Origin of the sequence: Chryseobacterium sp. KACC 21268 (assembly GCA_028736075.1) — a bacterium.
Lineage (GTDB): Bacteria > Bacteroidota > Bacteroidia > Flavobacteriales > Weeksellaceae > Epilithonimonas.
In genome coordinates this window covers 1,424,949-1,442,297 of the sequence record CP117875.1, presented here as the reverse complement: position 1 = coordinate 1,442,297, position 17,349 = coordinate 1,424,949, and the positions used below count along the sequence as shown (strand labels likewise).

The following is a 17,349-nucleotide window of genomic DNA, read 5'->3' as shown; positions in this document are numbered from 1 at the left end:
GTCAAAAGCTGCCCAAATAATTCTACTTTTTCTTACTGCTTTTGAAAAGCAAAACGGCGTTCAGGAATATCAACAGCAGGTCCAAAGTCACCCAAATGCTGAGTTTGATGTTCTCGTACTTCAATTCGGCTACTTTTTCTGTGGCGATGGCAGAGAGTTTCAAACTGTGGTTGATGTAGTTGCGAACCTCGATGATCTTGTCTTCGTTTTTGTTTGGAACGGCAACTTGTGAAAAGTAAACCAAATTACCTTTCCCCAGATAACCAACGACCCAAAACTCATTGGACTTCTGCATATTAAGATACTCGATCCTGAAATATTCTGGGCGGATCTGACCAACGTGTTTGGAACTGAATTTCTGATATTCAGGCACTTGGTCTTGAATTCTGATGATGTAGAAATCTATCGGCTGCGGCAGATAATTGATGACCTGAACCGCCAATGAGTTTTCCAAAAACTGGGAAACACTCCTCTCTACGAACCAAAATGTGAAATAGGCCGCTGCAGAAATGGTAATAATTGTGCGGACGACCTTGTTCCAAAAACTCCATTTTCCTCCCCGGATGCCCGATAGAAACAATGCAATGATGAGAAAAATTAGGATTAGAATGATTATCATTGAAACAAAGATAATGGTTTCTCTTTAATTAAAAAGTGACATTCCATTCTTTGTAGAATTCATCCAGGAATTGAAGCATAAATTGATGCCTGTGTTCTGCGATTTCTTTGGCTGTTTTTGTATTGAGCAGATCTTTGAGAAGCAACAATTTTTCATAGAAATGGTTGATGGTGGTTCCGTTGGATTTTTTGTATTCTTCTTTGGATTGTCCCAGTTTTGGTTGGATGTCTGGATGGTACATCAGATTATTTTTGTAGCCGCCGAAGTTGAAAGTTCTGGCAATTCCGATGGCACCAATCGCGTCTAATCTGTCTGCATCTTGGACAATTTTCAGTTCCAAAGGCAACTCTTTCGGAGCATCATTTCTGTTTTTGAAGGACATATTTTCTATAATGAAAATGACCTTGTCTATGGTTTCCTGATCTACTTTTTGTTCGGTCAGAAATTCGGTTACAATCTTTGTAGCGATTGTTTCGTCGCCATTATGGAATTTTGGGTCGGCAATGTCGTGCAAAAGCGCAGCTAATTCGATGATTAATTTGTCTCCACCTTCTTTTTCCTGAATTTTCAAACTCAGCTTCCAAACGCGTTCTATGTGGAACCAGTCATGGCCGGATTCTGTACCTTCTAATTTTTCTTTTACTAATTCTATTGTTTTGTTGATCAATTCCATATTACTTTTTAAACGCAAAATGCGCAATGATTTTTTTATTTATATTAAAAATATTTTAAGATTCGCAAGGATGTTTCACTCATCAAAGAAAGAAATTATTTTTTTACCTTTTTTAATCTTCTGACTTCCGACCTCCAACTTCTAGCTCCTCAAGAATGATATTCCAAAGTTTCCTATTGTAGCTTCGGAAAAAGTTGATGTGTCCTATTTCGTTCCTTTCGGATTCGGAGGTTTTTATTAATCTATAAGTTGGTCTCATATTCGGGTAAGTGTCCTCCAAAAGAGACTTTACGCCTTTTTCCGTGAGCCACGCATCGTCTTCTGCCCTGATAACAAAAACCTTTTGAGTCAGCTCTTTTGAATAATCCTTTACCTTTTCCAATAACTTGTTGGTCGATCTTCTATTGAGAATCAGCGTTTGCCAATCGAAAGCACTTCCAGCTGGTAAACTTTCGCCAAGTCCGAACCAATTTCCGGGAAAATAGCCTAAAATCTTTGTCGACAACGGCTGTGCAATTCCGAAGCCAAGATAAGCCTCGATTTTTGTTTTGAACTTTAAATTTCCAACAAAAGCATTCTGCGTTCCAACAAAAATGAACTCCTCAAACATCTTCGAATCTTCATTCATTCCCAAGATCAAAGCACCGAGCGAATGTCCAAGGCAAAACTTTTGATAGTCTGGAAAATTGGTTTTAATGTAACTTGTGATTGCTTTATAATCTACTGTTCCCCAAACCCTCATCGATGCTTCAAAACCTCTCATCTTTTTTGGTTTCGAAAGTCCGATGCCGCGATAATCGTAAGTGATGACCGTAAAACCTTGATCACAGAAAAATTGTGCAAATGAAAAGTAGATCTGCTGTTTAACGCCAGTTGCAGAGTTGATCAGTATTAATTTGTGATTCGGATCTGCAGGCTCAAAAAGGTGGACAGACAATGAATAATTGTCCTGGGTCAAAACATCGATACTTTTCATGAAAGCGATTAGATTTCAGTAAAAGTAGAAAATTTTATTTGAGTTTTAGGGACTTTTAATATGCAAGAGATATTAATTCCTTCATCTCATTAAGGTAAGGCAAACCTTTCTGAGAACCTCTGTAATCGGCGGCTTTTAAAGCAACTTCATTCCCAAACTTTACGCAATCTTCTATAGAATTATGATGAAGAAGTGCGATAGAAAATCCTGATGTAAAAGCGTCTCCCAATCCCATGCTGTGCGCTTCTGTGCTTGGATTTTTTCGGAAATATTTCATCTCAGAACCACCAAAATAACTGGTACTGTTGGCGCCATCTCTCACAAATAATTTATTAGGAAGATGTTTCATAATATCTTCATGATTTCCCTCACCAAAGATAATTTCTAAATCTGTGCTTTTCGCAACAATGAAACTGGCATAATCTATGACCTCATCAGAAAGTCTGCTTGCCGGAGCAGCGTAAATTCCGATTTTTTTATTCAGTTTTTTGGCTTTTTTGAAAAGATATTCCACAGTTTTTGCAGGAATTTCCATCTGAGTCAGGATCAAATCTGCGGTTGCCAAATATTTTTCGGCCTCGTCTATATTTTTCGGGGATAAATTGTAATTGGCTGCGGGAACTACTGTGATGGCATTTCCATCTTCGGAAGCTGTTACGTATGCCGTTCCAGTGGCTTCTTCTTCATCTTCGAAAACGTAGGCCACATTCACCTCTTCATCATCCAAATTTCTTAAAACCTGTTGCCCATAAGGATCCATTCCCACACAACTCACGAGCGATGTATGCGCGCCTAGTCGTGAAGTTGCAATTGCTTGATTCGCTCCTTTTCCACCCAAATAACTCGACAGATTCTCTGCGAGAACAGTGTTGTTTGCGGTTGGAATTTTGGAAGTCTTCATAATCAAATCAATAGAAGAACTTCCTACAACTACGATTTGCGGTTTTGCATTACTCAGTTTCATTGGTAATTTTGATAATATTAGGAGTCAAATGGAATCGCCAATTACGATTTCAATTGAAGCTAAAGTAATCAATTAATCCATACCAATTTCTATAAATTCAGAAATTAATTTAACTACTTGATTATCTTTAGAATAACCGATATACGTTGCATAGAAACCTTCGCCATAACCTGTCTCGAATGCGGCGATATTTTCCTTTTTATCTTCGTATGGTTTTAATAATGAAAATTGGTCAATTGCGCCATTATCATTGAAGAAATGCGAATGGAAAAATTCCTCATAGATTCCCATAAACTGATCGCCTTTTTGATTAAATAAATCTTTTTCCAATTGGTTCAAAGCGTTCTGAGCATCTTTGTCCATAAAACTTCCCATCCCGGATTCTACAAGATAGCCGTAGATTTCTTCGTCCTTCAGATCTTTCAAATTCTGACCGTCAGACAAAGCGAGTTTCCAGTTTTCAGCGATTTTATTTTTATCAAAAACAATCTCCGCGTAAGCCACGCAATTGGATTCTGTTTCCTTGTAAATATGAACCGGGAAATTACCTTTTGGGAATTCCTGCGTGAAAGCCGAATGATCTGGCGAAATCAAAGGATCGCTGGCCACGATGAAACCTGAAGAAATATGAATTTCTCCAGCCTCATACGTTTCCAGAAGTGGGTTTTCTACAAAATTTTTGGAGAATAATTTTTTTATGTTTTCTATATGAGTCATTATAAACTTTTCAGTTTTTCTTCTAAAAGGACAATTTTATCCTGAGCGTCTTTTTGTTTTTTACGTTCGATCTCTACAACTTCTGGTTTTGCATTAGCCACAAACTTCTCGTTTGAAAGCTTTTTGTCAACCGAAATTAAGAAACCTTTCAGATATTTGATCTCTTCTTCAGTTTTGATTTTTTCTTCACCAAGGTCAAGATTTTCGCTTAATGGAATTGAGAATTCATTGGAACCAACCAAGAATGTGAAACTAGGTTTATCGGTTTTCTGACCGAAATTGATTTCTGAAATATTGGATAATTTCTGAATCACCTCAGCATCTTTTAATTCTGTTGCGTTTGTGAAAACTTCTACAGATTCTCTTGGCGAAATTCCTTTTGACTGACGGTAATTTCTAACGCCGGAAATTACTTCTTTAGCAAAATCAAAATCTTTGATGGTCTGTTCGTTATAACTTTCAGATTTTTTCTGTTGTGTAATGATCAAAGCTTCATCAATCTTTCTGTCTGAAATTGATTGCCAAAGTTCTTCTGACAAGAAAGGCATAAATGGATGCAAAAGCTTCATCAATTCCTCAAAATAAGCAATTGTTTTCTGATAAACATCTTCGCTAATTGCCTCACCGAAATTCGGTTTTACAGCTTCCAAATACCAAGAACAAAAATCGTCCCAGATCAATTTGTAAACCAAATGCAATCCGTCAGAAATCCTGAATTTAGAGAATTGATCTTCAATCTCGCCAATCGTTTTATTCAGTTGTTCACCGAACCATTCAATGGTTTGAAGGTCGTGGTTTTGAGCTTTGATAGATTCGTCGCGCTTCCAACCTTGGATCAGTTTGTACGCATTCCAGATTTTCGTTGCGAAATTTCTTCCTTGCAACATCAAGTCTTCATCAAACAAAAGATCATTTCCTGCTGCAGAACTCAACAAACTTCCCACACGAACGCCATCTGCGCCATATTTATCGATCAAATCAATTGGATCTGGTGAGTTTCCTAGTTGCTTGGACATTTTTCGTCTTTGTTTATCTCTTACAATTCCTGTAAAATAAACATTTTTAAACGGTACTTCTTGTCTGAATTCCAATCCAGCCATGATCATTCTGGCAACCCAGAAGAAAATAATATCTGGTCCAGTAACCAGATCCGCAGTCGGATAATAATAATTGATGTCCTTATTTTCCGGATCCAAAATCCCTTCGAAAACCGACATTGGCCACAACCAAGAGGAGAACCAAGTATCTAGCGCATCTTCGTCTTGTCTTAAATCAGAAGCTTGAAGTTGGGAGTTGGAAGTTTTTTCTTGAGCTAATTTTACAGCATCTTCGATATTTTCAGCTACCACAAATTCATTTTCGCCCGTTCCATAGTAGAACGCCGGAATCTGTTGTCCCCACCAAAGCTGCCTAGAAATATTCCAGTCGTGAACATTCTCCATCCAATGGCGATAGGTATTTTTGAATTTCTCAGGATGGAATTTGATCTTATCATCCATCACAACATCCAAAGCTGGTTTTGCCATTTCAGACATTTTAAGGAACCATTGAACCGATATTTTCGGCTCGATCACGGCGCCGGTTCTTTCAGACGTTCCAACTTTATTCACGTAATCTTCCGCTTTTAGAAGAAGGTCATTTTTTTCTAATTCTTTGGCAATTTCTTTTCTAACCGTGAATCTGCCTTGACCTTGGTAATGCATTCCGTGTTCGTTCAGAACCGCGTCATTATCCATAGAATCGATGATTGGTAAGCCATGTCTTTGTCCAATTTCGTAGTCATTGATATCGTGAGCCGGCGTGATTTTCAACGCTCCAGTCCCGAATTCAATATCCACATAATCATCTTCAATAATTGGAACAACTCTGTTTACAATTGGAACAATCACGTTTTTACCTTTCAAGTGAGCATATCTCTCGTCATTTGGATTTACACACACCGCAACATCACCAAAAATGGTTTCCGGACGTGTCGTCGCAACAGTTAGGAAATCCTCTGTTCCTTCGATTTTATATTTTAAATAGAATAATTTCCCGTTTTGTTCTTTGAAGATTACTTCTTCGTCAGAAATATTGGTTTGAGCTTCCGGATCCCAATTCACCACTTTGTAACCTCTGTAGATCAATCCTTTATTATAAAGATCAACAAAAACCTTGATCACAGATTTGGAAAGATTCTCTTCCATCGTGAATCTCGTTCTGTCCCAGTCGCAAGAACAACCCAATTTTTTCAATTGTTCCAAAATGGTTCCACCGTATTTTTCTTTCCATTCCCAAGCGTGCTTCAGGAATTCTTCTCTCGTGATATCTTTTTTGCTGATGCCTTCAGACTTCAGTTTTGCCACAACTTTCGCTTCGGTTGCTATTGATGCGTGATCCGTTCCCGGAACCCAACAAGCATTGAAACCTTGCATTCTCGCTCTTCTGACCAAAACATCCTGAATGGTATTGTTCAACATGTGACCCATATGAAGAATCCCTGTCACGTTTGGCGGCGGAATTACAATCGTATAAGGTGGTCTGTCATCCGGTGTTGAGTGGAAATATTTGTTTTCCAACCAGAAGTCGTACCATTTTTGCTCAGTTTCTTGTGGACTATACTTGTCAGCGATCTGCATTTCTTAAGTTATTTTTGGCTTATAAGTTGCAAAAATAAGATAATGTGAAAAAATAACATCACATATTTAAATTATTTATAACTTTGTTACTTAAAAGTTTAATTATACTAAAACAAAAAAATATGAAAAAGATTCTTGCAGGATTATTTATGACAGGAGCTTTGGCTTTTGCATCTGCTCAAACAATCTCATTTGACAAAACGACTTTCGATTACGGAAATGTAAAAGCTGGAGCTGATGGTCACAGATTTTTCACTGTAAAAAACACAGGAGACAAGCCACTTATCATCAGTGAGGTAAAACCTTCTTGCGGATGTACAACTCCAGAATGGAGCAAAGACCCAATCTTACCAGGAAAATCAGCTCAAATAAAAGTTGGATACAATACAGGTATCAAAGGTGCTTTCAATAAATTAATTGAAGTTTATTCCAACGACCCTGCAAATAACAGATCTGTACTTTACATCAAAGGTAATGTAGAAGATGTTGCCGGAGCTACAGCTCAAGCCGTAAGTTTGACTGCTAACCCTGAACCAGTTGCAACTGTTAAAGCTCAGCAAGCACCAGCTAAAAAAGCAATCAAGAGAGCGACTTCTAAAAATGTAGAAGCTGCTGCTAAATAATTATTTAGTCACAAATATTTGAAACCGCTCCTTTTCTGGAGCGGTTTTTTTTATATTTTTACATTAAATCATTAATTATGGACTACAATTTCTCAGACGACTTTTTGATCAAAGAAAACTCAAAATTCGAAATAGGAAAACACGAAACAAAATATAAAGGAAAGATCAACAAAGACGAAGCAAAACAACTTTTAGAAATTGAAAAAGAGAAACTTCGATTGCTGCAAGAAAAACTCTACGCGGATGGAAGTCAATCTTTGCTAATCGTCCTTCAAGCGATGGATGCTGCAGGAAAAGACAGTTTGATAGAACACGTTTTTGGTGGTGTGAATCCGCAAGGCTGTGAAGTGACCAGCTTTAAAACGCCAAGTTCCAAAGATTATTCTCACGATTTTATCTGGAGACATTATCTGGCTCTTCCTGCGAAGGGAAAAATCGGGATATTCAACCGTTCTCATTACGAGAGTGTTCTTGTTTGCAAAGTTCATCCAGAATATAATCTCAGCGAAAAAACCTGGACCGATGTGAAGCAATTTGATGATAAGTTTTGGGAGAACAGATACGAAAGTATTCGCAACTTTGAAAAGCATTTGGCCAATAACGGAACGAAGATCATCAAGATATTTCTGAATGTTTCCAGAGAGGAGCAGAAAGAAAGATTTCTCGATAGGATCAATGAAGAAGATAAAAACTGGAAATTTGCGGAAGGCGATATTACAGAAAGAGGATTCTGGGATGATTATCAAAAAGCTTACGAAAAAGCAATCAAAGAGACTTCCACAGATTCTGCACCTTGGTTTGTGATTCCAGCTGACCAAAAATGGTTTTCCAGAGTTGCTGCAATTCAAATCATCATTGATAAGCTCGAGGAAATGGATCTGCAATTTCCTGAACTTTCCGGCAAAGAGAAAAAAGCTTTGGCAGAATCTAAAAATAAGTTGGAAAACGAGAAATAAGATTCTGGATCAATTATTAATTTTACGGAAAACCTCAGTTTTATGAACAGAAGTTATTTTAATATTGTGAAAAATAACGAAGGATAAAATGGAAATCATTTACTTATTTATTGGAATAATCGTAGGAGGAATTTTAATCTTCCTTTTAATGAAATCAAATTCCGTCAGCAAAAAAAACTTTGACGAAGCCAATGAAAAACTGATTCGCGCTCAGGAAAATGAACTCAATTATCAACAAAAAATTGAAGAGTTAAAACTTTCCAATCTTGAATTGACGAGAGAAAATTCATTGATCCAAAAAAGTAAGGAAGAACTTCTTTTCACAAATGCGGAACTGAATGCGCATTACAAAAACCTGCAGGAAAATCTAGAACATCAAAAAGAGGATTTCGAAAAACTTCAGGAAACGAATCGACTTCAGTTTGAGAAAACGGCAAATCAAATTCTGGAACAAAAATCTGAGAAATTTACGCAACTCAATCAGAATCAATTGAAGTTGATTCTCGAACCTTTTCAGGAAAAGATCAATGAACTGAGAAATACAGTGAACGAAACTTATGACAAGGAATCCAAGGAACGTTTTTCTCTTGGCGAAAAAGTGCGTGAACTGAAAGATCTGAACCAACAGATTTCCGAAGACGCCAAAAAGCTGACGCGCGCTTTGAAAGGCGAGAGCAAAACCCAAGGAAATTGGGGAGAAATGATCTTGGAAAGTATTCTGGAAAAATCTGGATTGAGGAAAAATCAGGAATATTTTATGGAGCACGAACTCCGAGATGAAAACAACAAAGCCATTTTCTCCGAATTTTCCGGTAAAAAAATGCGTCCTGACGCGGTTGTAAAATACCCAGACAATAGAAATGTGATCATCGACAGCAAAGTTTCTCTCACCGCTTTTGTGGAAATGACGGACGAAACGGATGCTGAAATTTTCACCATCAAGCAGAATCAACATTTGCAATCGGTCAAAAATCACATTTTGCAACTGAGTCAGAAAGCCTACGATGATTTTGATAAATCCTTGGACTTTGTAATGATGTTTGTTCCAAGTGAAGCGGCTTATATGACGGCTTTGCAAACTGACCCAAATCTTTGGAATTTTGCCTATGACAAAAGGATTTTGTTACTGAGTCCAACTAATTTGATCACTTCTTTGAAATTGGTTCAAGACCTTTGGAAACGCGAACATCAAAATCGAAATGCGATGGAAATTGCGGACAGAGGCGCGAAATTGTACGATAAATTTGTTGGCTTTGTTGATAATCTGGAACGCATTGGAAAAAATATCGATCAGGCTAAGAATTCTTACAATGACGCTTTCAAGCAGTTGAGCTCTGGGAATGACAATTTGATCATCCAGACTCAGAAGTTGAAAGGTCTGGGAATTAAGAACAAAAAAAATCTTCCTCAGGGTTTGGGCGAGGAAGATTGATTTTTTTATATATTTTTTTTAATGCCTGTTTTTACAGGTCGCTCCTATGGAGCTTTGCTCATCCTAACTACATTTTCTACTAATAGGTCGCCACTCTTTGGCTTTCTTTAAAGAGATGGAAAAACTTTTTTACAAAGCAATGTTTGGATGACAAAACCCATAGCCCCGATTGCAACGGCATCCTTTTTTGCTTTTTTACAAATCGTGTTTCGAAAACCAAATGTGATGAAAGCAAAAAAGATATAGTGGAAAGCGGGATTAAGCTCCTAAAATATTATCTATTCAATAGTTTTGCAACTTCGGGAGCGGCGTAGGTGAAGATCATATCGGCGCCGGCACGTTTGATGGAGGTGAGGCTTTCTATGAGCACTTTGTCATTGCCCAGCCAACCGTTTTGCACTGCGGCCTTCAACATTGCATATTCGCCACTGACCTGATAAACAGCGATTGGTTGCGTGATGAGTTCGCGGATCTTGGAAACGATGTCCAGGTAAGGCATTCCGGGTTTTATCATAATGATGTCGGCACCTTCGTCCACGTCTTTCAAGGCTTCATCGATGGCTTCGCGGGAATTGTGGAAATCCATTTGATAGGTTTTCTTGTCCGCTGGAATATCCTGATTGTCAACTGGTGCACTATCCAAAGCACTTCTGAACGGGCCGTAGAACGCACTTGCATACTTGGCGGCGTAGGACAAGATCCCAACATCTGTGAATCCGTTTTCCTCCAGACCTTCGCGCATTGCTAATACTCGACCGTCCATCATATCGCTTGGTGCGAGAATGTCTGCGCCGGCTTCTGCAAGGGAAACGCCCATTTTTACGAGTGCTTCTACAGTCGAATCGTTGTCAATCTTTCCATTTTTGATGATGCCGTCGTGACCGTAGATCGAGTATGGATCCAACGCCACATCTGGCATAATGATGATTCCTGGAACAGCGTCTTTGATAGCTTTGATGGCAGTCTGCATCAATCCGTTTGGATTCCAGGCTTCTTTTCCGGTGTTATCTTTCAGGTTTTCAGAAACCTTCATATATAGATTGATGGCTTTGATGCCAAGGTCATAATTTTCTTTAACAGTTTTAACCGTAAGATCTAAACTTTGTCTAAAAACGCCAGGCATAGATGAGATGGCTTCTTTTTTGTTGTCACCTTCTGTAACGAACATTGGCAAGACCAAATCGTTTGTTGTAAGGCTGGTTTCGCGCACTAGACTTCTGATAGAATCGTTGGTTCTGAGTCTTCTATTTCTTGAGATCATCTTTATTGAAAATATTTATGCAAATTTAATTATACTTTTATTGTTAGACTATTGCGTAGGTAATTTATTTAAAATATATTTGTTGTAATTGTAATAATACAGACTAAAGCGAATGAAAAAACTTTTATTCTTTATCATATTTACGGTAGTATCAGTAGGATTTTCGGGAGAAATGAAAGCACAGACTGCACGTACAATCTCTTCTCAAAGGACCGATGATGGTGTTTTGATAGCCTATCCTAATCCTACCAAGGATGTTTTGGTTTTAAAATCAAAAGACGTTTCTGTTAAAATTAAAACAGTGACTTTCTTCTCGATTTTGGGAGCTCAAGTTGCAGAGTATAACATCAATAGTAATAATACTGAATTAAGACTTGACAAATTGCGTCCAGGAAAATATCTAATGAGATACACGTTGGATGATAATACACAGAAGATCACACAGATCATCAAACAGTAAAAATTTTATTTTCAACATACAATGCCGGTTTATAGCCGGCATTTTTATTTATTAATTTCAGTAAATTTGTGGCAACCAAGAAAGCTACATCAATGAGAAAATCTCTCCTTCTTTTATTCCTAATTTTCACTCAGTTTTTCAATTCGCAGTTCAGGAGTTCTTTGTACGACGAAAATCAATTTAATATCTCACTACGAGGCGGACTGGATTTTCCTTCCTACGACAACCAAACAAAATACATTAATTACAAACCTAATTTGAATCTGGGGATTTCGGCAGATTATTATTTTAATTGGATCGGTTTGGGAATCAATGCGGATTATCTTTCAAACACTCCAAAAAGTTCTTATCCAACGGAGAATTTATATTTGGGAAGTATGAAACTTTCTGATCCAAGTTTAAGGGAAAACAAAATCCAACGTTATTTCTTTGGAATCGGTCCGAATTTTCGATGGGTGATCAACGATGATATGGGATTGACCTTTAAGCTAAAAGGTGGAATCTCGAATATCAAAGGTGGCGAAACTTCATTAATCTCAAATAATGGCGCAACAGCTTACAATCTTAATTTTCATAGAGGTTATGATGAGAAAAATGTTTTTTCCGGGAAAGGCGAATTGGAATTTAACTGGTTCTTTTCAGAAAATATTGGGCTGAATGTCGGCGGATATTACTTGCAACATTTCAAAACAAAGGATTTAGTGGCGAATGGAAATGCATCTGGTTATATTCCTTTTGCGACAACGGATAATCGAAACACGATCTCTACGGCAAACACTGAGATTAGAACTTCGGCTTTGGATCATGAGGCGCATTCGGTTGGTGTTTTTGCAGGACTTACGTTCAGATTTTCAGGCAAAGACTCAAGTCCAAATTATGGATTATCTGTTATTGCTAGAGATAAAGAAACAGGAACAATTTTGCCAGATACTTTTGTAGAACTTTATAAGAATGGGAAACGCGCTTACTTCGCCAAAACCAATGCGCAAGGGGTTGCCTTCTTTAAAAATATCAAGCCTGAAAATTATGAAATCAAAGGAAGTCTTTATAATATAGATCTGATTTCTTCCAAAACGGATAAAAGTGAGTTCGTCAAAAATGGAATGTTGAAGAAAGAGATCACGACAGATAAGGAAACATTTTTCGTAAAGGGGCAGGTGAATATTTGTAATTCTAAAAATCCGCTGAGAGATGTCACGGTTGTCATTAAGAATAATGAAACCGAAATTGTCCACGAGATAAAAACCAACATTGAAGGTAGATTCTATTTCAAAGCTGAAAAGAACACCGCTTATCACATCTACGGAAAAAAAGGAAATTACTTCTCGCAAACCGAAACTGTAAGTTCGAAAAATGTAGACAGAAACAATACGTTTTTCCTAAATCTACAAGTCTGTATGGAGGAAACCACTTGCGGAAAACCAATCAATCTGAAAAATATCCATTATGATCTGGATAAATTTTTCATTCGTGAGGATGCAAAAGCTGAGCTCAACAAAATGGTACAGTTTATGAAAGACAACCCGAATGCAAAAGTGGAATTAGCATCGCATACAGATTCACGAGCTTCGGATGATTATAACAAAACATTGTCTCAGAACAGAGCGAATGCAGCTGTAGATTATTTGGTTGCAAAAGGAATCGCCAAGACAAGACTGAAACCTATCGGGTACGGAGAAACACAACTATTGAATAAATGCAAAAATAATGTAAACTGCACAGAAAATCAACATCAAGTTAATCGTAGAACGGAGATGAAAGTTATTTGTCCTTAGTAAAGAAAAATCTTTTATATATAACAAAACCAATCACAAATCCAAAAGTATTGAGAATAACATCATCTATATCAGCAAACCCTCTTTTGAAATAAAACTGCGAAAACTCTACAAGATTAATGACGACAAAAAAAGTAAGAATAGACCAAATGACGTTGTTGAGTTTTGGATAAAGAATGCCTAGAAAACCATAAGGAATAAATAGAATGATATTTCCAAAGATGTTCTTGAAAAATTCTAACTTATCGTATCTGATGACGTTTACTGTGTACTCATCAATGGTCTTGAAAGGAACAGTCTTGATTGTAAAAAGAATGGTCTCTGAAAAGCGAAAAGATGCAAAGAAAAGCAAATATAACATCCAAACGGTATAGACATTGATAAGTGCAGGATAGCATTTGTAAAGCAGTTTTTTCATCAAACGATAATAGATAAATTAATAAAAATTTTAAGTAAAAATATTCAAAATAATGCAGACACACAAAGTAAAAGCCTTCGGGACAGACGCTCCTGAAAGCGATTTGGAACTAATAACCATCGAGAGAAGAGAAATCCAACCAAAAGATGTAGAGATTGATATCCTGTATTGCGGCGTTTGCCACTCAGATCTACACACAGCGAGAAATGACTGGGGAGGATCTGTTTACCCTGCAGTTCCCGGACACGAGATTGTAGGTAGAATCACAGGTGTTGGAAGCGAAGTTTCGAAATTCAAAGTTGGGGATCTGGCTGCCGTAGGTTGTATGGTGGATTCTTGCAGAACTTGCAGCAGCTGTGCTCAGGATCTTGAGCAATTCTGCGAAAATGGATTTACAGGAACTTACAACGGAAAAGACAAATACATAGAGAACCAAAGAACATATGGCGGTTACTCAGAATCCGTTGTTGTGGATGAGCATTTTGTGCTGCACGTTCCTGAGAACTTGGATTTGGCAGCTGTTGCACCACTTCTTTGTGCAGGAATCACGACTTGGTCGCCTTTGAAACACTGGAATGTGAATGAAAATTCTAAAGTAGCAGTCGTTGGCTTAGGCGGACTGGGACATATGGCAATCAAACTGGCGAAAGGTTTGGGAGCTGAAGTTTCCTTGTTCTCCAGAAGTGCGGGAAAAACGGAAGATGCTAAAAAATTAGGCGCAGATCAGGTAATCATCTCTACAGACGAAGAAGAGATGAAAGCCGCTCTTAATAAATTTGATCTAATCATCGATACAGTTCCTTACGAACACGACATTAATCCTTATATGCAGACTCTTGCTGTGAATGGAACTTTGGTTTTGGTAGGGTTTATTGGAGAATTCGAAAATGATTCTGTAAGTACCAAACCAATGATTTATAAAAGACGTTCTGTCGCAGGATCGTTGATTGGAGGTATTAAGGAAACTCAGGAAATGTTGGACTTTTGTGGGGAGAAAAATATTGTCTCTGACATAGAGATTATCAAAATGCAAGACATCAACGAAGCATATGAAAGAATGTTGAAAAGCGATGTGAAATACAGATTCGTAATTGATATGAAAAGCTTTAAAGATTAATTTAAATCTTCATATCATAAAAAAAGAGGACACATTTTTGTGTTCTCTTTTTTTATAACCTAATTATATTCAAGACCCACTAGGTACCCTTTTATAAAATAACTGATATAAAAAACTGATCTTTTCGCACCGAAAGATACTTAGAAAGTTAAATTATTTTTTCCATCAAAAACCAGTTGCAGATTGGCAATAATCCTTTTTAATTTACAATCAATAATTTACTGAAATTGGGTATCGGATGGGTATCGGATTTTTAGCAAAAAACAGCTTATCTACATTTCTTTGCAACCTCATTACCAAAAAAAACAAACCGTAGTAATAACTGAAAAAAATTACGATCCCTAAAGAAAAAAAATGATAGAACTTAGCTTCGTTGGTTTTAATAAACCAAGCTGATTGGAATCGTTAAAAATAAAAACAATTGACGATGGAAAAGTTATCCATTATCATTATAAAAAAAAACCAGTTTATTTTTTATCATTGGTAAACTGGTAACTTAGGAAGTAATTTGTGTGTTTTTACTTCCACATCTCCCCTCAAAGCCTAATCCGGTTTTGAGGGCTTTTTTTTTAGTCTAATATTAGTTCTAAATAATTATTTTGTATTCAAAACACATTCCAAATTTTTCAGCTTACCATCTATTTTCTGATTTATTTTCAAATCCAGAATCTTTGCTACCAAAGGATAGATATTCACATTTTCAAATTCATTAATGATCAGATTGCTTTTGAATGCAGGTCCCCAGGCAAAAAATGTTGATTTCATTTCTGGAACCAATTTGGGATCGTAGCCGTGTTTTCCACTAGAGGTTTTCTGTCCTTTTTCTAAAAATATTTTCGGTGCTTTGGGAATCAAGAGGATTTGCCCTATCCTTTTATATTGGTCATCTCTTGTGGCAAAATGCAGATATTTTGGCAATCTTTTATCCAGATAAACATCGTAATCATCGGTTTCCTTGTTCTTCAATTCTCTGAAAACGGATCGGATTTCTTTCGGATTTTTAACATAAACTCTAAATAAAGTCTGAGAATTATAGTAGTCAAATCTATCGTTATCCATCACCATCTGAGGAATTTCCAAAGGATTTCCTCCATTTACCTGAATCATTCCGTGATCGGAAACAAAAACAAAATTGACATTCTTTAAGCCCAGACTATTGACTTTTTGAACCAAATTGCCAATCGCATCGTCAATCAGATGAACTGCACTTTCTGTTTCCTTAGATTCTGGTCCAAAATGATGTCCCGCCCCGTCCACTTCCGGAAAATACAATGAGATGAAATGTGGTCTTTGATCTTCCGGCAACTTCAGCCAATTAATGACTTTATCAACTTTCTCCGAGGGTGTGAATTTTTCGTGATAATGATAATAATAAGTTGGTCTATTTCCACCAGCATCACTTGCAGATCCAACCCATTGCAACGAAGCCGAGATCATTCCTTGCTTTTCTGCCAAAGCCCAAAGTGGGATTCCGCCGTACCAAGTTCCGTCCTCGGCATTTTCCCTTTTGCTCATCGCATACCTCTCCTTTCTATTGTAATCATAAAAGTAATTATCAATCAAACCGTGATGAGAAGGGTAAAGTCCTGTAATCAAACTCCAATGATTAGGAAAAGTGATGCTTGGATAACTTGGAATCATCGCTTTTGCCTGTACGCCGTGTTTTGAATATTTCAAGAGATTCTCCGCATTGTACTTTTTAGCATAATCATAGCGAAAACCATCTGTAGAAATCATAATGACATAAGGTTTTGAAATAGCCTCTGCGCTGTTAATCCTATTTGTAACAACAATTTGTGCAGTATCTATTTTACTTTGAGAAAATGAAAGAACGAAAGACAAAACGAATAAGATGGTGAGATAAATCCTCATTAAAACAAAAAAAATTAATGCAAAAATAATGGTTTCTTTTTAAGTGAATATGAAGCTATTATCAAGTTTAAATATATTTCGATTAAAACACAATCAACTGATAAACAATTATTTAAAATTAAAGGGTCGCTGATGGGTACGTTAATTTTAGTATAATTAACTTAGGCTTTTTACCTTTGCCGCGGAAAAATCAACCAGTTTAATCAATGCAAAAAAGAGAAACAGATTACGGAAATAGCAACCATATTTTATTGTCATTCGACGGTAAGATATTGTTCCTATTGTTGTTTCTGATTTTTCAAAATAATTTTGCCAAATCCATAAAAAATGATAGCATTGATTTCGAAAAAGGAAATATAGAATCACAAGATTCCATTTCTTTGTGTGGTCCAAATACATCTCAAGCTGTCATCTACATTACATCCGGCGTTAGCATCTCAAATCTGGATACAGAGACAAACTATAAAATTGTAAAGGTCTCAAATCCAAAAAAATCGATTGCCTCGAAGTCTTCAAAAATAGAAAGCAAAAAGAAGATTGTGATAAAAACGGAGTATCAAAGACCAAGATTAGCTCAGACTCATTCGCAATCAGAGGAGACTTTCACTTCATCTCCAGAATCTGATATTGCAATTTCCATCCAACACATCAATCAAATTGCCATTGTCCAAACACAAAACCAAGTTCTAAAATATTTTGTCAATATTGGTTTTATTTATTCTCAAATAATTGTTTTAGATCAAATTGAGAAATACATTTCAACATATCTAGCGTGCTTTCATAGCAATATCCATTCAGATTCTTACGCTGTAAGACCTCCTCCTTTTTACGTATAGATTTTTCTTTAATTACTATTTCTTCGGTAGTT

16 protein-coding genes are annotated in these 17,349 nt (G+C 36.9%); 7 read left to right on the top strand and 9 right to left on the bottom strand.

The window, feature by feature from the left end:
- Positions 1-22: 22 nt before the first annotated feature.
- The 6 genes from PQ459_06875 to PQ459_06850 form a co-directional block, all read right to left on the bottom strand.
- The gene (locus tag PQ459_06875; GenBank protein ID WDF48193.1) at positions 23-619 is read right to left on the bottom strand and encodes a hypothetical protein; all 597 of its coding nucleotides are present in this window, start codon (positions 617-619) and stop codon (positions 23-25) included.
- Between the two features lie 28 nt (positions 620-647).
- A complete protein-coding gene (locus PQ459_06870) occupies positions 648-1,292 on the bottom strand; it encodes an HD domain-containing protein (GenBank protein ID WDF48192.1) in 645 nt (214 codons plus the stop codon).
- A gap of 112 nt (positions 1,293-1,404) precedes the next feature.
- Positions 1,405-2,268, bottom strand: coding sequence for an alpha/beta hydrolase (locus PQ459_06865; protein WDF48191.1), 864 nt, complete (start codon positions 2,266-2,268; stop codon positions 1,405-1,407).
- 55 nt (positions 2,269-2,323) lie between these two features.
- Complete coding sequence (locus PQ459_06860) at positions 2,324-3,232, bottom strand: PfkB family carbohydrate kinase (GenBank protein ID WDF48190.1); 909 nt, start codon at positions 3,230-3,232, stop codon at positions 2,324-2,326.
- Positions 3,233-3,304: 72 nt separating this feature from the next.
- The gene (locus PQ459_06855) at positions 3,305-3,949 is read right to left on the bottom strand and encodes a DUF4241 domain-containing protein (GenBank protein ID WDF48189.1); all 645 of its coding nucleotides are present in this window, start codon (positions 3,947-3,949) and stop codon (positions 3,305-3,307) included.
- Entirely contained in the window at positions 3,949-6,567 is a 2,619-nt protein-coding gene (locus PQ459_06850) for a valine--tRNA ligase (GenBank protein ID WDF48188.1), read from the bottom strand. The genes PQ459_06855 and PQ459_06850 overlap by 1 nt, the downstream gene beginning before the upstream one ends.
- A 122-nt stretch (positions 6,568-6,689) precedes the next feature.
- Here PQ459_06850 and PQ459_06845 point away from each other — a divergent pair, with 122 nt between their 5' ends.
- The 3 genes from PQ459_06845 (at position 6,690) to rmuC (ending at position 9,578) form a co-directional block, all read left to right on the top strand.
- On the top strand, positions 6,690-7,190 hold the full coding sequence (locus PQ459_06845; GenBank protein ID WDF48187.1) for a DUF1573 domain-containing protein: 501 nt from the start codon (positions 6,690-6,692) through the stop codon (positions 7,188-7,190).
- 77 nt (positions 7,191-7,267) lie between these two features.
- On the top strand, positions 7,268-8,146 hold the full coding sequence (locus tag PQ459_06840) for a polyphosphate kinase 2 family protein (protein ID WDF48186.1): 879 nt from the start codon (positions 7,268-7,270) through the stop codon (positions 8,144-8,146).
- Between the two features lie 148 nt (positions 8,147-8,294).
- Positions 8,295-9,578: a DNA recombination protein RmuC gene (gene rmuC / locus PQ459_06835; protein WDF48185.1), complete on the top strand. Its 1,284-nt coding sequence runs from the start codon at positions 8,295-8,297 to the stop codon at positions 9,576-9,578.
- A gap of 274 nt (positions 9,579-9,852) precedes the next feature.
- On the opposite strand, the gene hemB is transcribed toward rmuC, so the two are convergent.
- On the bottom strand, positions 9,853-10,845 hold the full coding sequence (gene hemB, locus PQ459_06830; GenBank protein WDF48697.1) for a porphobilinogen synthase: 993 nt from the start codon (positions 10,843-10,845) through the stop codon (positions 9,853-9,855).
- A 106-nt stretch (positions 10,846-10,951) separates the two neighbouring features.
- Between hemB and PQ459_06825 the strand changes: the two genes are divergently transcribed.
- Complete coding sequence (locus tag PQ459_06825; GenBank protein ID WDF48184.1) at positions 10,952-11,299, top strand: T9SS type A sorting domain-containing protein; 348 nt, start codon at positions 10,952-10,954, stop codon at positions 11,297-11,299.
- A gap of 92 nt (positions 11,300-11,391) precedes the next feature.
- Positions 11,392-13,074 carry an OmpA family protein gene (locus tag PQ459_06820; protein ID WDF48183.1) on the top strand — a complete coding sequence of 561 codons (1,683 nt, stop codon included), beginning with the start codon at positions 11,392-11,394 and terminating at the stop codon, positions 13,072-13,074.
- On the opposite strand, the gene PQ459_06815 is transcribed toward PQ459_06820, so the two are convergent.
- Positions 13,061-13,492: a VanZ family protein gene (locus PQ459_06815; protein WDF48182.1), complete on the bottom strand. Its 432-nt coding sequence runs from the start codon at positions 13,490-13,492 to the stop codon at positions 13,061-13,063. The two genes, PQ459_06820 and PQ459_06815, sit on opposite strands and share 14 nt — an antisense overlap.
- A 52-nt stretch (positions 13,493-13,544) precedes the next feature.
- On the opposite strand from PQ459_06815, the gene PQ459_06810 reads away from it, so the two are divergent.
- Positions 13,545-14,609: an NAD(P)-dependent alcohol dehydrogenase gene (locus PQ459_06810; protein WDF48181.1), complete on the top strand. Its 1,065-nt coding sequence runs from the start codon at positions 13,545-13,547 to the stop codon at positions 14,607-14,609.
- 594 nt (positions 14,610-15,203) lie between these two features.
- On the opposite strand, the gene PQ459_06805 is transcribed toward PQ459_06810, so the two are convergent.
- Positions 15,204-16,481 (bottom strand): ectonucleotide pyrophosphatase/phosphodiesterase, encoded by a 1,278-nt coding sequence (locus tag PQ459_06805; GenBank protein ID WDF48180.1) that lies wholly within the window; start codon positions 16,479-16,481, stop codon positions 15,204-15,206.
- Positions 16,482-16,687: 206 nt separating this feature from the next.
- On the opposite strand from PQ459_06805, the gene PQ459_06800 reads away from it, so the two are divergent.
- Positions 16,688-17,317, top strand: a complete 630-nt coding sequence (locus PQ459_06800; protein ID WDF48179.1) for a hypothetical protein — start codon at positions 16,688-16,690, stop codon at positions 17,315-17,317.
- Positions 17,318-17,349: the final 32 nt, after the last annotated feature.

Excerpts from the sequence above, each read along its gene's own strand:
- PQ459_06875 (WDF48193.1), bottom strand. The coding sequence starts at position 619 with ATGATAATCATTCTAATCCTAATTTTTCTCATCATTGCATTGTTTCTA.
- PQ459_06870 (WDF48192.1), bottom strand. The coding sequence starts at position 1,292 with ATGGAATTGATCAACAAAACAATAGAATTAGTAAAAGAAAAATTAGAA.
- PQ459_06865 (WDF48191.1), bottom strand. The coding sequence starts at position 2,268 with ATGAAAAGTATCGATGTTTTGACCCAGGACAATTATTCATTGTCTGTC.
- PQ459_06860 (WDF48190.1), bottom strand. The coding sequence starts at position 3,232 with ATGAAACTGAGTAATGCAAAACCGCAAATCGTAGTTGTAGGAAGTTCT.
- PQ459_06855 (WDF48189.1), bottom strand. The coding sequence starts at position 3,949 with ATGACTCATATAGAAAACATAAAAAAATTATTCTCCAAAAATTTTGTA.
- PQ459_06850 (WDF48188.1), bottom strand. The coding sequence starts at position 6,567 with ATGCAGATCGCTGACAAGTATAGTCCACAAGAAACTGAGCAAAAATGG.
- PQ459_06845 (WDF48187.1), top strand. The coding sequence starts at position 6,690 with ATGAAAAAGATTCTTGCAGGATTATTTATGACAGGAGCTTTGGCTTTT.
- PQ459_06840 (WDF48186.1), top strand. The coding sequence starts at position 7,268 with ATGGACTACAATTTCTCAGACGACTTTTTGATCAAAGAAAACTCAAAA.
- rmuC (WDF48185.1), top strand. The coding sequence starts at position 8,295 with ATGAAATCAAATTCCGTCAGCAAAAAAAACTTTGACGAAGCCAATGAA.
- PQ459_06825 (WDF48184.1), top strand. The coding sequence starts at position 10,952 with ATGAAAAAACTTTTATTCTTTATCATATTTACGGTAGTATCAGTAGGA.
- PQ459_06820 (WDF48183.1), top strand. The coding sequence starts at position 11,392 with ATGAGAAAATCTCTCCTTCTTTTATTCCTAATTTTCACTCAGTTTTTC.
- PQ459_06815 (WDF48182.1), bottom strand. The coding sequence starts at position 13,492 with ATGAAAAAACTGCTTTACAAATGCTATCCTGCACTTATCAATGTCTAT.
- PQ459_06810 (WDF48181.1), top strand. The coding sequence starts at position 13,545 with ATGCAGACACACAAAGTAAAAGCCTTCGGGACAGACGCTCCTGAAAGC.
- PQ459_06805 (WDF48180.1), bottom strand. The coding sequence starts at position 16,481 with ATGAGGATTTATCTCACCATCTTATTCGTTTTGTCTTTCGTTCTTTCA.
- PQ459_06800 (WDF48179.1), top strand. The coding sequence starts at position 16,688 with ATGCAAAAAAGAGAAACAGATTACGGAAATAGCAACCATATTTTATTG.